Source organism: Bacillus sp. FSL K6-0923 (genome assembly GCF_038630825.1).
Taxonomy (GTDB): domain Bacteria; phylum Bacillota; class Bacilli; order Bacillales; family Bacillaceae; genus Bacillus; species Bacillus pumilus.
Genome location: NZ_CP152044.1, coordinates 1,098,982 through 1,113,070 on the forward strand (window position 1 = coordinate 1,098,982; position 14,089 = coordinate 1,113,070).

The 14,089-nt window shown below is 40.4% G+C and carries 11 protein-coding genes; 8 read left to right on the forward strand and 3 right to left on the reverse strand.

What is annotated here, in order from left to right; all coding sequences use genetic code 11:
- Nucleotides 1-251: 251 nt before the first annotated feature.
- Nucleotides 252-1,220, forward strand: coding sequence for an LCP family protein (locus MHI16_RS05470; protein WP_268466940.1), 969 nt, complete (start codon nucleotides 252-254; stop codon nucleotides 1,218-1,220).
- Nucleotides 1,221-1,287: 67 nt separating this feature from the next.
- Here MHI16_RS05470 and MHI16_RS05475 read toward each other — a convergent pair whose 3' ends face one another.
- Nucleotides 1,288-1,650 carry a hypothetical protein gene (locus tag MHI16_RS05475; RefSeq protein ID WP_003210969.1) on the reverse strand — a complete coding sequence of 121 codons (363 nt, stop codon included), beginning with the start codon at nucleotides 1,648-1,650 and terminating at the stop codon, nucleotides 1,288-1,290.
- A 115-nt stretch (nucleotides 1,651-1,765) separates the two neighbouring features.
- Between MHI16_RS05475 and MHI16_RS05480 the strand changes: the two genes are divergently transcribed.
- Nucleotides 1,766-2,419 (forward strand): TVP38/TMEM64 family protein, encoded by a 654-nt coding sequence (locus tag MHI16_RS05480; RefSeq protein WP_058014367.1) that lies wholly within the window; start codon nucleotides 1,766-1,768, stop codon nucleotides 2,417-2,419.
- On the forward strand, nucleotides 2,419-2,931 hold the full coding sequence (gene lepB / locus MHI16_RS05485) for a signal peptidase I (protein ID WP_342498133.1): 513 nt from the start codon (nucleotides 2,419-2,421) through the stop codon (nucleotides 2,929-2,931). Before MHI16_RS05480 ends, lepB begins: the two co-directional genes overlap by 1 nt.
- 35 nt (nucleotides 2,932-2,966) lie before the next feature.
- Here lepB and MHI16_RS05490 read toward each other — a convergent pair whose 3' ends face one another.
- Entirely contained in the window at nucleotides 2,967-4,106 is a 1,140-nt protein-coding gene (locus MHI16_RS05490) for an AbrB family transcriptional regulator (protein ID WP_058014366.1), read from the reverse strand.
- A gap of 266 nt (nucleotides 4,107-4,372) precedes the next feature.
- Here MHI16_RS05490 and MHI16_RS05495 point away from each other — a divergent pair, with 266 nt between their 5' ends.
- The 3 genes from MHI16_RS05495 to MHI16_RS05505 are packed head-to-tail and all read left to right on the forward strand — an operon-like array spanning nucleotide 4,373 to nucleotide 6,094.
- On the forward strand, nucleotides 4,373-4,795 hold the full coding sequence (locus MHI16_RS05495; RefSeq protein WP_058014365.1) for a BlaI/MecI/CopY family transcriptional regulator: 423 nt from the start codon (nucleotides 4,373-4,375) through the stop codon (nucleotides 4,793-4,795).
- Nucleotides 4,788-5,627, forward strand: coding sequence for a M56 family metallopeptidase (locus tag MHI16_RS05500; protein ID WP_058014364.1), 840 nt, complete (start codon nucleotides 4,788-4,790; stop codon nucleotides 5,625-5,627). Before MHI16_RS05495 ends, MHI16_RS05500 begins: the two co-directional genes overlap by 8 nt.
- A 56-nt stretch (nucleotides 5,628-5,683) precedes the next feature.
- On the forward strand, nucleotides 5,684-6,094 hold the full coding sequence (locus tag MHI16_RS05505) for a DoxX family protein (protein ID WP_058014363.1): 411 nt from the start codon (nucleotides 5,684-5,686) through the stop codon (nucleotides 6,092-6,094).
- Nucleotides 6,095-6,289: 195 nt separating this feature from the next.
- On the opposite strand, the gene MHI16_RS05510 is transcribed toward MHI16_RS05505, so the two are convergent.
- Entirely contained in the window at nucleotides 6,290-6,736 is a 447-nt protein-coding gene (locus MHI16_RS05510; protein WP_061407295.1) for a ferritin-like domain-containing protein, read from the reverse strand.
- A gap of 164 nt (nucleotides 6,737-6,900) precedes the next feature.
- Here MHI16_RS05510 and addB point away from each other — a divergent pair, with 164 nt between their 5' ends.
- Together addB and addA are read left to right on the forward strand one after the other, a co-directional pair.
- A complete protein-coding gene (gene addB / locus MHI16_RS05515) occupies nucleotides 6,901-10,410 on the forward strand; it encodes a helicase-exonuclease AddAB subunit AddB (RefSeq protein WP_342498134.1) in 3,510 nt (1,169 codons plus the stop codon).
- Nucleotides 10,388-14,086 carry a helicase-exonuclease AddAB subunit AddA gene (gene addA / locus MHI16_RS05520; RefSeq protein ID WP_342498135.1) on the forward strand — a complete coding sequence of 1,233 codons (3,699 nt, stop codon included), beginning with the start codon at nucleotides 10,388-10,390 and terminating at the stop codon, nucleotides 14,084-14,086. The genes addB and addA overlap by 23 nt, the downstream gene beginning before the upstream one ends.
- The last annotated feature ends 3 nt before the right edge of the window (nucleotides 14,087-14,089 follow it).

Genomic DNA, 14,089 nt, shown 5'->3' on the forward strand with positions numbered 1-14,089 from the left:
TGAAAAAGCAGCCGACATTAGAGGTTGCTTTTTTTCTGATTCTCACCTGCGATGATATGGATGTAGACAATGCTAACTACACGGAATCATTTAAAAAGAACACTACTAGCAGAAAAGCATGGGTTATCTGAGTTTTACAAGTTTTTAATTGTGGGTTCATAAAAATAAGTTGCGTGTAGGAAACTTTCATCAAAATATGTTATAGTGGAACCTACATTGATAGACTAAGATAGAGTGAGGGTTCGGAAAGGATGAAGGAAAAAACTAGAGCAAAAACAAGATCCAAAAGAAGGCTGAGACCTTGGGTGAAAGCAGTGCTGTTTATCATGGCTTTTGTCATGGTGATGGCAGTATCCGTAACAGGATATGCCTACTATAAAATTTCAAAAGCGTCAGATAAGGCGCAAGTGTCATTAGAAAGAGGAGACACCTCGCAAAAGCGTGTAAAAGCTTTTGATCCAGGAAAGGACAACTTCTCGGTGCTCTTGCTTGGAATTGACAGCCGTCCAGGTGAAACGGTAGACGAAGCACGAAGTGATGCGGTCTTACTGGCGGCGGTGAACCGAACAGAGAAAACCATCAAGCTCCTTAGTATTCCTCGTGATTCTTATGTTGATATACCAGGAAGAGGATATGATAAAATCGCCCACGCCCATGCATTTGGAAGTGCAGATTTGTCAGTCAAAACGGTCGAAAATTTGCTGAACATCCCTGTAGACTATGTGATTTCAGGGAACTTTAAGGCGTTTCAAGACATTGTAGATGAGCTAAACGGAATTGACGTCACGATTGAAGATGAAGGTATCGCAAAACAAATGGAAAAGGACTCAAAAGGGAAAGTTCATGTGCAAACAGGAACACATACGTTAAATGGTGAAGAAGCATTAGCGTTTGTAAGAACGAGAAAGGCAGACAGTGACCTCATGCGCGGGAAGCGCCAAATGGAAGCACTTCAAGCCATCTTTGAAAAGTCTAAATCCATTTCTTCGATCCCATCCTATGACAATATCATTGATACACTTGGTGATAATGTTTCAACCAATCTGTCAATGAAGCAGTTTATCGGCCTTTTCCCGTTATTGAGCTCATTGAAATCAGTGGATACTATTCAGCTAAAGGGCCATGATTATCAGCCTGGGAATGTGTATTACTTTGAGTTAGATGGCGCTGGATTAGAAGAAGTGAGAACAGAGCTGAGAGAACAGCTTGAATTATCATAATATGTAGGAGCCTGCCGCTGTGGCAGGCTTTTTGCTTTGAATGGAGACGCGCGACAATGAAGCAAATTCAATTCGCTTGATGAAGAAAATACCGAGTCAGCAGTTCCTCTACCCGGTGACGTATACGTGGATTAAAGTATTTATGTTTTTCTTCATAGCCATCCATGATAAATAGATACGTTGTAAATCCTTCATCGTGTTCAATTTGCTGTACCTTCATTTTTTCTTTACGTAAATGCTGCTTTAGTTCATAAAGTGCTTTCTGTGCTTCCTTTAAGGCGGAGGTCACTAGCTGAATGTATGGTTCATTTAGTTTAAATGTTTGATGTTGTTTTAAGTGAGTCAAATCACGATTGAGGATGGAGACGACCATTGGAAGAAAGATGGCCTGTTCCATCATCTGAAGCTGTATTCTTGATAGTCTCGTCATGTCCAAGCCTGCTTTCTTTCTTGATAGAACGCATGTTCTTGTTTATTATATCGAATGAGTCAAATAATCTCAAGGGGGGGGATTCATTTGTATATTTTTATGTTTTCCATGTAAAATGAAAAGTAGACAAACCTTGAAGGAGTCAAACAAGTTGACATCATTTCTTTCCCTATTTACTCACGAAAATATCACATCATTTTTTGAGAGCTACAAGGCCTTTGGACCGATTGTCGCCATATTGCTCCCTTTAATAGAAGCATTTCTTCCGTTTTTACCACTCGTTGCGTTTGCTGTAGCAAATGCAAATGCATTCGGCCTGTGGGAAGGCTTTTTATTGACCTGGATTGGCGCAAGTGCAGGGTCTATTCTTGTCTTTTTGCTGATTAGAAAATTTGGACGAATGAGAATGCTCAACTTTATTAGCAGGCATCCTTCCATTAAAAAATTAATGCTTTGGGTGGAGAAGCGGGGATTTGGTCCATTATTTATTTTACTTTGCTTTCCTTTCACACCCTCTGCTGCCGTCAATGTTGTAGCAGGTTTATCAAGAATTAGCTTTTGGCAATTCTCATTAGCTACTTTATCTGGTAAGTGTGTCATGCTTTTTATCATTAGTTTTATTGGGTATGATCTCTCTGCTTTAGTTAAGAATCCGTTAAGAAGTGTTTTTGCGGTTCTAGTTATTGCAGTATTATGGTATGTTGGAAAGAGAGTAGAAAATAGGTTAAACATTCGAATGAGTAAACGTGAGGACAAAGGAGGCTCTTAATGAAAAAGAAGCCATTGCTATGGTTGATGATTATTACAGGCATCGTCTTATTGTTCCAAGTAAAGAATTTCATGTTTGTCACATACAAAGTAGAAGGGGTTAGTATGGACCCAACTTTTACAGATGGAACAGAATTATTAATCAATAAGTTCTCGCCAAAACTCACGAAAATTAGCCGGTTTGATTATGTATTATTTCACGGACCTAAAAATCAAATCTTGATCAAGCGGGTCATTGGACTCCCAGGAGAAACGATCAAGTCTGAAGATGATCAGTTATTTGTCGATGGTGAAAAAAAGAAGGAACCTTATTTAAAAGAGCAGAAACAACATAAAATGGGGAACGTCCTAACAGGGGATTTTCAGCTGAAAGCCATCACAGGAGACGATAAAATTAAAAGCAATCATTACTTTGTGGTCGGAGATAACCGAATACATAGCTTCGACAGCCGGCATTTTGGCACCATTTCAAAGGATCAAGTTGTCGGTGTCAAAAGGAATACCAGCGAATAAAAAAAGGCGCTCTGCATATGCAAAGCGTCTCTTTTTTATTTTGCAGCTTTATAATCAGGCTGCCTTTTTGCCCATACATGATGTAAGAACCGGAAAAACGGTGGCAGCATTGCAATGACGAGAATAATTCTGACGACTTGTACAGCCACAACAAAGGTAGAATCCTCGTGCAGTGTGACTGCTGTTGTTGCCATTTCTGCAATACCGCCAGGCGAAAAAGCAAGAATGGCTGTAATGACAGAAATACCTGTGATCTCAGCGATGGCAATAGAGCTGAGGACAGTTGCAGCAATTAGTCCAGCTGAGCTGACGACAGCCACAATGAGAGTGTTTTTTAGCCCGACAAACATCTGTTTATTCATTTTTGAACCGATGGTTGCACCTAGAAATACTTGAGACGCAATGTTCGCTTGTGCCGGCCAATAAGGAATCAAATCATAACCTATGAGCGCGCCCGCACCAACTTGAAGAGCTGCGACGCCTAGCATACTGCCGATCAGCCAAGGGGCAGGAAAATGAAGACGAACTGCTAGGCGTGACATGAGCCAGGCACCTAAAATAAGCGCAGCGGTCCAAGAGATGTTTGAAAGGGTGAAAACGCCCGAAGAAAAAGCGCTCCCTTGCGTAACTACAGCCGCATCCGCTTGGTTTTTTGTATTCAAATAAAACACTGTAAAGGGGATAGTGAGTACAACCATTAATACACGTATCGTTTGCACGAGACTCACAACAGCTGTATTGGCTCCCACCTCTTGGGCAATCCCCGGCATAGCGGATAAACCGCCGGGGGCAGTTCCAACAAAGCTTGTCAGCATATCGGTTTTGCTCAGCTTCCATAAGACAAAGCCTGAGAGCATCGCCAGTAGAATAGAAAAGACGAGCATGAAACTCACAGGGAGCCAATTTTCAGCGAAAATGTGAAGGACCTTCATATTCATTTTCTGTCCGAGTTCAATTCCGAGAATGAATTGACCAAGGAGCAGCCATCTGCTGTGAATACGTAAGGTGCTGGTTCCTTTACGCTGAAACAGGGTGGGGCGGCGCATCGCAATAAAAGCTGCGGTGATTAATGTACCTACCATCCAGCCAATAGACATACCTGTTAAAGACAAAAGAAATCCACCTAAACCGCTTGTCGCAATGAGAATGAGATCGGTTCGAAGGCCTTGTTTCATTACATGTAAACCTTCTTCCTATATGTTTGTTCAGTAAGTGAAATGTTGTTAACTTCACTATAATACAAAAGTCTCTATAAATAAAATACGAATTTTTTCACCATTTACATAAGATTATCTTATCACTAAATGATTAGTACATTTTTATAAAGAAAGATATAATTTTTACCAAAAACAAAGTCAATATACAACGATTTTCCCCTATTTTTGTTATCAGTTGACTATCATTTTCAATTACACTACACTACTTAGTGTGAGGTGATAACATGAAAATTCCTTCTTTTAAATATAATGAAAAGGGATTGAATCGCTTTTTTGGTCCTTTAGAGGGGAGAATTATGGAGATCCTTTATGATGGTGAGGATATGCCGATTAAAGAGGTGCAGCAAAAGCTGTCAGATGAGAAGCCGATTAATTTCAACACAGTGATGACTGTGCTGAACCGCTTAACCGAAAAGGGAATTGTGGAGAAAAAAACAAAAGGGCGCTCATCTATTTATAATCCTATTTTAACAAAAGAAGAATTTCTAAATGAGCAAACAAAATGGATTACACAAGGATTGATGGACGATTTCGGTCCGCTGGCAGTGAATCATATGGTGGATGCAATTGAAAGTGCTGACCCTGAATTGCTCAAAGTGCTTGAAGCAAGGCTAGCGTCTAAAAAAGAGGAGCAGCAAAATGAATAAAATGAAGTCGAGTCTGCTGTTTTTAGGCGGTATATTGATTGGTCTAACGATTTTTTATCAGATGGGGTATTATGTGCTTTCAAGCTTTTTTGGCTGGAATCAAGCATATAATCTGATTCATGTATGCCAGTCTGTGCTCGAATTCTATGGATTCACTCCTTTAAAATACTTTCTGGATGCCTTAGTCCTTTCCACATTGGGTTTTGCGATTTTCTATATGGCACAGCAAATCAGAAAGTACATTCAATTCAAACGACATATGATGCTCGCAGTCGAACAACCGTCAACCGAATCTCTGTCAGAGAAATATCAAAACGATATCATTGTATTTCATTGTCATGAACCGCTTGCTTTTGCAATGGGGATGCTTCACCCAAAGGTTTATTTATCAACAGCTCTCATGGACATGCTGGATGAAGAAGAGATTGACGCTGTAGTTCATCATGAATTGCATCACAAATACAGCTATGATCCTTTGAAGGCTTTTATGTTCTCAATGCTCACAAAAGTCATTTGGTACATTCCAGTGTTAAAGCATATGAGACAAAGCTACTCTGTTTTTCGTGAAGTGATTGCAGATGACTATGCCATTCAGAAGACAGGCACTGAGCTTGGAGTAGGGCAGGCCCTTTTGAAACTGGTTAAAAAAAGAACCCAGTTTCAAAAACAAACAAAGTTTGCGGTGTCCTTTGGGGATCGGGCATTGAATTTAAGAATACAAAAAATTTTAAATCCAACTTACAATATTCCTTTTAATGTACCAATGATTCCAATCGTCACTTCAGCCATTCTGATGGTGATCTTGATGATAATGCTCAACCTTAATTACTAATTTTTTTACTTATTAACATTACATTGTGTAGTGTAAAAACAGGAGGAAATCACTATATGAAAACAAATCAAGAAATAGGAACACTTTTTGTACGCGTTATTTTAGGGATTATTTTCTTTTTACATGGGCTTCAGGCATATCAAGGAGGGCTGGGAGGTACAGCAGCATTCTTCGGGCAAATCGGTGTACCTGAATTTATGGCTTATATTGTGAAGACAATTGAGCTGGTCGGTGGTATCGCCTTGATTTTAGGTCTAGGAACTCGAGTTATCGCAGCATTATTTGTACCAATTATGGCAGTAGCAATTATCACTGTTGGTTTTTCTAGAGGATTTGTAGGTGGTTATGAATTTGAACTTTCGCTTCTCGTCATGGCGCTTTATTTAACTCTCAGCGGCAGTAAGCTGCTATCAATTGATGGGATTCTCAAGCATCAGCAGCAAAGCAATGAAGCAAAATTTCATTAAAAGATCATAAAAACTCCTTCTGCTCTTTGTGGCAGAGGAGTTTTTTTTATGATCGAATTCTCATTTTCTCGTTTGAAAATGAGGAAGGGATGGGAGGCTTTGCTACATTTAACGCTTTCTTTGACAGTTTGAATGAACGAAATATCGATTTCATCTTTTGACGGAACATACGCTCTCCTATTAAAATAGGACTATCTATGATACATGGTGCGTTAAAAGATATAAAAACCATACAGCGTGCTGCTGCTCATCTTGAGCGATACGTTTCATTAGCTCTTTTGTTCCTTGATCTCGGACATAGTCTGATACGCTTAAGTAAAAATCAACCGTTTTTTGTTCATCTTTAAAAGCAAACAGAAGCCCTTCTCTGAATTGGTCTGGACAAGGTTCTGTTACGCTTGGTTTGTGATTTTTACCTGTTAAAGAATAATATAGCTTTGAAAATAGTTGATAGTGTCTGACTTCATCCTGACGTATTTCTTGAATGATCTTTTTTGCTTCAGGATTTTTTGCTTTTTGGGCAAGTTTTTCGTAGCACTGGATCGCAGAATATTCACCATTGATCGCCTTCTCAAGGTCTGAAATGATTCTTGTGTTTTGGCGCATGTCATAAGGCGAGTAGTCATAGTAACCGTAATACATGATATTGCCAGCCTCCTTTATGTTCATGATGGTTTATGATATGAAAAGAGTGAGGAAAGGTGCCTATGTTTTTTTCAGAAAGGAGAATGGGAACGTGATCGGAAAATAGCTATTTACCTTTATTTTCGCTAGAATATGAGTACATAAGAAAGGTGTTGTGGAACGTGGAGATTCAGTTTTTAGCAGGCAGATCGGGGAGTGGAAAAACGACTGCAATCTTAGAGGAAATCAAAGAACAGCTTCGGCTTGATCCGTTGGGTCCGCCAATCATTTTTTTAGTCCCGGATCAAATGACATTTTTAATGGAATATGAGCTTGCGAAAACGTCTGAAGCCGGTGGAATGATCAGAGCTAAAGTTTTTAGTTTTACTCGTCTTGCTTGGTCTATTTTACAGCAGACTGGTGGAGCGAACCGGCAATTTGTGACAAGCACAGGAATTCAAATGCTTTTAAGAAAAGTGATTGAAGAGCAGAAAGACAAGTTTAAAGTATTCAAAAAAGCCAGTGATAAGCCAGGGTTTGTGGAGCAAATCGAAAAAACGATGGCTGAATTTAAAAGATACTGTATGCTGCCTGAGGATATTGAGAAAATTTCAGTGGAGAGCATGCATTCAGAGTATACAGAAGAAAGACGGGCAGCCGAAAAATTGCATGATCTCCATGTTCTTTATCAGCAGATGGAGGAGCATTTACAAGATGAATATGTGCACTCAGAAGACTATTTGACTCTTCTTGCCCAGCAAGTTCCATCAGCTGAAGAAATAAAAGGAGCACACATTTATATCGATGGTTTTTATCAATTTACACCGCAGCAGCTTCTTGTCATTGAACAGCTCTTGCTCCATGCTGCAAAAATAACTGCGGCTTTCACAGTAGATCGATCCTATCATGATAGGCAGCCAAATGAACTTGATTTATTTCGTATGACAGGTAAAACGTATTTCCAGCTCTATCAGCTTGCTAAAGAGTGCGGAGCTGACATTTCTGAAACCATTTTTGAAAGAAATCATCGGCACCTTTATACACCAGATCTTGCTTATTTAGAACACCAATATGAGCAGCGGCCAGTACAGCCATATCAGGAAAACACCCCTCATCTCACAGTGTCTAAAAGTGCAAATAAACGAGCTGAAATTGAGGGAGTAGCGAGAGACATCCTTGATTTAGTGAGAGAAAAAGGACTCAGACTCCGAGATATCTCGATTGTAGCACGGCATGTAGACGACTATAAAGATACGTTAAAAGAGGTTTTTCGAGATTACGACATTCCTTTTTTTATTGATGGAAATGAATCGATGCAGTATCATCCGCTCATTGAATTGATTCGTTCGAGCTTGGATGTCATAAAAGGAAATTGGCGGTATGAGGCGGTATTTCGCTGCGTGAAAACAGAGTTCTTATTTCCGCTTGAAATCACTAAGAACAAAGCGAGAGAGCAGGCAGATCAGCTCGAAAACTATTGTATTGCTTATGGTGTAAAAGGAGAGCGCTGGACAAATGGTTCCCGGTTTCATTACAGGCGCTTCCAATCATTAGATGAGGATTTCAGGCAAACAGATCAAGAAATCGAAATGGAACAAATGCTAAATGATGTCAAAGAATGGATCGCGCCCCCGCTTTACCAGTTGCAGAAAAGACTTAAAAATGCACAAAAGGTAAGGGACATGGTAGAGGCTGTTTATGTCTTTTTAGAAGAGATACAAGTACCAGATAAACTTGAAAAAGCGAGGCTTGAGGCTGAAGAAGCAGGTCGATTAGCTGAAGCAATGCAGCACGGGCAAGTATGGGATGCTGTGATTCAATTAATGGATGAATTTGTTGACATGCTAGGTGACGAAGAGCTCTCATTTCCTTTATTCCAACAGATGATAGATACAGGATTAGCTTCTCTAAAATTCGCTTTGATTCCGCCTTCACTCGACCAAGTATTTATCGGAAGTATGGATTTATCCAGAATGTATCAAGTGAAGTGTACGTTTATCATTGGTGTAAACGATGGCGTTATTCCCGCACGCCCCTCTGATGAGAGTGTATTGTCTGAGGATGACCGAGAATGGTTAAAACGAGCAGGAGCAGAGCTGGCAGAGACAGGAAAAGAACGGCTGCTAGATGAGCAATTTTTAATTTACCAAGCGTTATCAAGTCCATCCCATCATTTGTATCTATCCTATGCGGCTTCTGATGCAGAAGGACGTTCTTTATTGCCTTCAACACTCATCAAGTATTGCCAAGAGCTTATGCCAAATCATCAGCAGGCTCTTTATGTATTAGATCCAGAACAGCTGGAAGACAATGAGCAATTAAAATTTGTAGCGAATGAGCATGTTTCGTTGTCGTATACTGTCTCACAGCTGCAGCAATGGCTCAATCAATATCCCATTAGCGGTGTATGGTGGAGTGTCTATAACTACTTAATGACATCTCCTAATCGGGATGTATCAAAAAACATCATGTCAAGTTTGTTCTTTACAAATCGAGCGAAGCCTTTAAAGCCAAATGTCACAAAAGAGCTTTACGGTGATCATATTCAGGGCAGTGTTTCAAGAATGGAGAAATTCAATGCGTGTGCATTTTCTCACTTTGCTTCCCACGGTTTAAAACTTAAGGATCGACAATTTTACAAATTGGAAGCACCCGATATCGGCCAGCTGTTTCACTCGGCTTTGAAGCATATTTCAGATACGCTAGTTGAACAAAAAAAGGATTGGAAAAACCTAACGAAGGAAGATTGTGTCACCTATTCAAGACATGCAATCGAACAGCTTGCTCCGCGTCTTCAAAAGGAAATTCTATTAAGCTCTAATCGGCATGCTTATATTAAAGAAAAGCTCCAGAAAATCCTAATTCGAGTCTCTTCTATATTAAGTGAACATGCCAAAGTGAGTGGATTTTCTCCAGTAGGGCTTGAGTTAGGTTTCGGGGGGCAAGGACCTTTGCCGCCGTTTACTTTTCAATTAAAGAATGGCTGCACGATGGAACTTGTCGGAAGAATTGACAGGGTAGATAAAGCAGAAGGTTCAAAAGGGCTGCTTTTAAGAATCGTCGATTACAAATCCAGTGAGAAAGGTCTTGACCTAGCAGAAGTATACTATGGTCTTGCCTTGCAAATGCTCACATACTTAGACCTAACCATTACGTATTCGAAAGAGTGGCTCGGCGTAGAAGCAACGCCTGCTGGCATTTTATATTTCCATATTCATGATCCGCTCATTCAAGCACCAATTCCGCTTGCAGAAGATGAAATTGAGCAGGAAATATACAAGAAATTTAAAATGAAGGGTTTATTGCTTGAAGATGTGGAAGCAGTAAAGCTAATGGATCAAACGCTTGATTCAGGTAGATCGCAAGTCATTCAAGCTGGCTTGAAAAAGGATGGGTCTTTCCGTTCTGATTCGGCAGTTTTAAGTGAAGATCATTTCCATATACTCACACAACACGTTCGGCGTACATTTGAAGAAGCAGGTGAAAGAATTACAAATGGAGAGGTCACAATTAATCCATATAAATTAAAGGATCAAACACCTTGCCGCTTTTGTTCTTTCAAGTCTATTTGCCAATTCGATGAATCAATAGAAGATAATGATTTTAGAGTGCTCACCTCTGAAAAGGACGATGTTGTGATAGACCGGATCAAAAAAGAAGGGGATCAGTATGCAAATACCAAAACCGAATAACAGTACGTGGACGGATGACCAGTGGGAAGCCATCGTTTCAGAAGGACAAGATATCTTGGTTGCGGCGGCGGCAGGGTCGGGTAAAACAGCTGTTTTGGTTGAACGCCTGATTCGAAAAATGACCCGGCCTGAACTTCCAGTTGATGTGGACCGTCTGCTTGTTGTAACTTTCACAAATGCTTCTGCGGCAGAGATGAAGCATCGGATCACAGAAGCACTTGAAAAAGAATTAGCCAAAAACCCTGGGTCTCTTCATATGAGAAGGCAGCTGTCCCTCATGAATCGAGCCAATATTTCAACCTTGCACTCCTTTTGCTTGCAGGTTTTGCGCACCTTTTACTATGAAATTGATCTTGATCCAGGCTTTCGTTTGGCCGATCAAACAGAAGGAGAACTATTAGGAGATGAAGTGTTAGATGAACTGTTTGAGGATGAATATAAGGCTGGAAAGCCATCATTCTTTGAACTGGTTGACCGTTACACGTCTGACCGTCACGACTTAGATTTGCAATGGCTCGTGAAGAGAATTTATGAGTTTTCAAGATCGCATCCATCCCCTGAGCAATGGATGCGGGCATTTCTTTCACTTTATGATGTAGATGCTCAAACAAAAGTAGAAGAATTACCGTTTTATCCATATATCAAAGAAGATCTTTCTCTCGTTCTCCGGAGCTGTCAGGAGCTGCTTGAACGAGCTCTTTCGCTATCAAAAGAGCCGGGTGGCCCAGCACCGAGAGCAGAGAATTTTATAGATGATTTAGAGCAAGTCAATGAATTAATCCGTCATCAAGATGATTTTGAGAAACTTTATGAGCTTTTGCCGAACGTCAATTTTAAAAGGCTCAAAACGTGCAAAGGGGACGAATATGACCCTGCTTTATTAGAAAAAGCCACAGATGCACGTAATCAAGCGAAAAAACAATTAGAAAAACTAAAAGATGAATACTTCATGCGCAGTCCTGCCCAGCATTTAAAAAGCTTAGCTGAAATGAAGCCAGTTGTGGAGACGCTTGTAGAGCTTGTGATCCAATTTGGTGAGCGTTTTGAAAGAGCGAAGCAGGAAAAGTCAATTGTCGACTTTTCGGATTTAGAGCACTATTGCTTACGCATTTTAGCGGAGCAGGATGCAGAAGGACATTTGATTGAAACAGAAGCTGCCAAGTACTATCAACAGCAGTTTGAAGAAGTGCTCGTTGATGAATATCAGGATACAAACCTTGTACAAGAAACCATTTTAAAGCTTGTATCTAAAGGAGAACATTCTGCAGAGGGCAATCTGTTTATGGTTGGTGATGTAAAGCAGTCTATTTATCGTTTTAGGCTGGCAGAGCCTATGCTCTTTTTAAACAAATATAAACACTTTCAACCAGACGGCAAAGAAACAGGGAAGAGAATCGATTTAAATAAAAACTTCCGCAGCCGTTCAGATGTTTTAGATAGTACGAACTTTTTGTTCAAGCAGCTGATGGGGGAAACAGTTGGAGAAATTGAATATGATGAACAAGCTGAATTAAAGCTTGGAGCGAGTTATCCAGAAAGCAAAGATACAACGACAGAAATGCTTCTTGTCCACTTAGATCAGCAGGAAGCAGAAACCGGCGAAGAGCGAGAAGAGCTCGAGACCGTCCAATTTGAAGCGAGAATCATTTCTAAAAAAATAAAAGAATTAGTGGAGCAGCCATTTCAAGTGTACGATGCAAAGCAGCAAATGACCCGTAACTTACAGTATCGTGACATTGTCATTTTGCTTCGGTCTATGCCGTGGGCTCCGCAAATGATGGAGGAATTAAAGAAGCAGGGAATCCCCGTATATGCGAATCTTTCCTCTGGTTATTTTGAAGCAACAGAGGTGTCTGTCATTCTTTCTTTGTTAAAAGTCATCGATAATCCATATCAGGATATCCCGCTTGCTGCTGTTTTAAGATCACCTCTTGTTCATTTAGATGAAAATGAATTGGCTCTGATTCGAACAAGTGATAAAAAAGGCACGTATTATGATGCTGTAAAGGCATTTATGAGTGTGACGCATTCTGATCACCCTACATGCAAAAAGCTAGAGCGATTTTTCCAATTCCTGCGCAAGTGGCGTGATTTTTCTATCAATCATTCGGTGGCAGAATTAATTTGGGAAGTCTACCGTGACACGCAGTATCTTGATTATGTTGGCGGGATGCCTGGAGGTAAACAGCGACAGGCGAATCTTCGTGCCCTTTATGACAGGGCCAAGCAATATGAAAAAGCTGCCTTTAGAGGGCTATTCCGATTCCTTCGTTTTATTGAAAGAATGCAGGAGCGTGGGGATGATCTTGGTGCGGCAAAAACGTTCAGTGAAACAGAGGACGTTGTGCGTATGATGACGATCCACAGCAGTAAAGGGTTAGAATTTCCAGTCGTCTTTACCGCAGGACTCGGCAGGAACTTTAATATGATGGACTTAAACCAGTCCTATTTACTTGATAAAGAACTAGGGTTTGGAAGCAAGTACATCCATCCTGAACTGAGAATTAGTTATGCGACATTACCGCTTGTGGCGATGAAAAAAAAGATGAGAAAAGAGTTATTATCTGAAGAGCTGAGAGTCCTATATGTGGCACTCACAAGGGCTAAAGAAAAATTATTTCTGGTCGGCTCTGTCAAAAATCAGGTGAAAGCATTAAGTAAATGGCAAAATGCCGCAACCGGAGAAGAGTGGCTGCTCCCTGATTTTGAACGGTATCAATCAAAAACATACTTAGATTTCATTGGACCTGCCCTCATCCGTCATCAAGCGATGGCATCTGTTTTAGAAGAAGCAGGAGATGTTGTTCTTTCACATCCGTCTACATTCACTATCTCATTTACGCAAGCTTCTGATCTTTTAAAGGAAGATATGTCACTTGAAAAGAAGGAGCAAGACGAGATTGTACAAGCATTGATGGATGGTCTGCCTGTTGAAGGATATGGTGATGCTGATGAGAAGGTGGCAGAGAGGCTCTCATGGAAATATCCGTATCTAGCGGCCTCGCAAGTCGGCACAAAGCAGTCTGTTTCCGAGATAAAAAGAATGAAAGAAATACAGGATGAGTACAGTGTTCCTTCTTCTATTCGAAAAGCTCGTGCAACATTGTATGACCGGCCGGCTTTCATGAAGAAAAAAACACTCACTGCCGCAGAGCAAGGCACCGCAATGCATACAGTGATGCAGCATATCCCGCTTCCTTCTGAGGAGCCTTATGATGAATCACAGATAGGACACTTGCTCGAATCTTTACAGCAGCGAGATTTGCTAACAGATGAGCAGATCCGGTCAATTAATCAAGAAGGAATTGCATCTTTCTTCTCTACTTCAATTGGCCAAAAACTGCTAAAAGCGGACTGGGTGAAACGAGAGGTGTCTTTTAGTATGGTGTTACCTGTTAAAGAGGTATACCGTCATATAGATACTGAGGGAGAGCCTGTTCTGATTCAAGGAATGATTGACTGTTTATTTGAAACAGATGGAAAGCTATATTTACTAGATTATAAAACTGATAGAGTACAAGGCAGATATACAGTTGACGCTGCTGAATCGATCTTGAAAAAGCGTTATGAAACCCAAATAGCATTATATGCAAAAGCTGTAGAGCGTTTGACAAACAGAACATTAGAGGAGAAAATTCTTTATTTCTTCGATGGGAATTTAGAAATCTCTTTATAAATG

Excerpts from the sequence above, each read along its gene's own strand:
- MHI16_RS05470 (WP_268466940.1), top strand. The coding sequence starts at position 252 with ATGAAGGAAAAAACTAGAGCAAAAACAAGATCCAAAAGAAGGCTGAGA.
- MHI16_RS05475 (WP_003210969.1), bottom strand. The coding sequence starts at position 1,650 with ATGACGAGACTATCAAGAATACAGCTTCAGATGATGGAACAGGCCATC.
- MHI16_RS05480 (WP_058014367.1), top strand. The coding sequence starts at position 1,766 with ATGAAAAGTAGACAAACCTTGAAGGAGTCAAACAAGTTGACATCATTT.
- lepB (WP_342498133.1), top strand. The coding sequence starts at position 2,419 with ATGAAAAAGAAGCCATTGCTATGGTTGATGATTATTACAGGCATCGTC.
- MHI16_RS05490 (WP_058014366.1), bottom strand. The coding sequence starts at position 4,106 with ATGAAACAAGGCCTTCGAACCGATCTCATTCTCATTGCGACAAGCGGT.
- MHI16_RS05495 (WP_058014365.1), top strand. The coding sequence starts at position 4,373 with ATGAAAATTCCTTCTTTTAAATATAATGAAAAGGGATTGAATCGCTTT.
- MHI16_RS05500 (WP_058014364.1), top strand. The coding sequence starts at position 4,788 with ATGAATAAAATGAAGTCGAGTCTGCTGTTTTTAGGCGGTATATTGATT.
- MHI16_RS05505 (WP_058014363.1), top strand. The coding sequence starts at position 5,684 with ATGAAAACAAATCAAGAAATAGGAACACTTTTTGTACGCGTTATTTTA.
- MHI16_RS05510 (WP_061407295.1), bottom strand. The coding sequence starts at position 6,736 with ATGTATTACGGTTACTATGACTACTCGCCTTATGACATGCGCCAAAAC.
- addA (WP_342498135.1), top strand. The coding sequence starts at position 10,388 with ATGCAAATACCAAAACCGAATAACAGTACGTGGACGGATGACCAGTGG.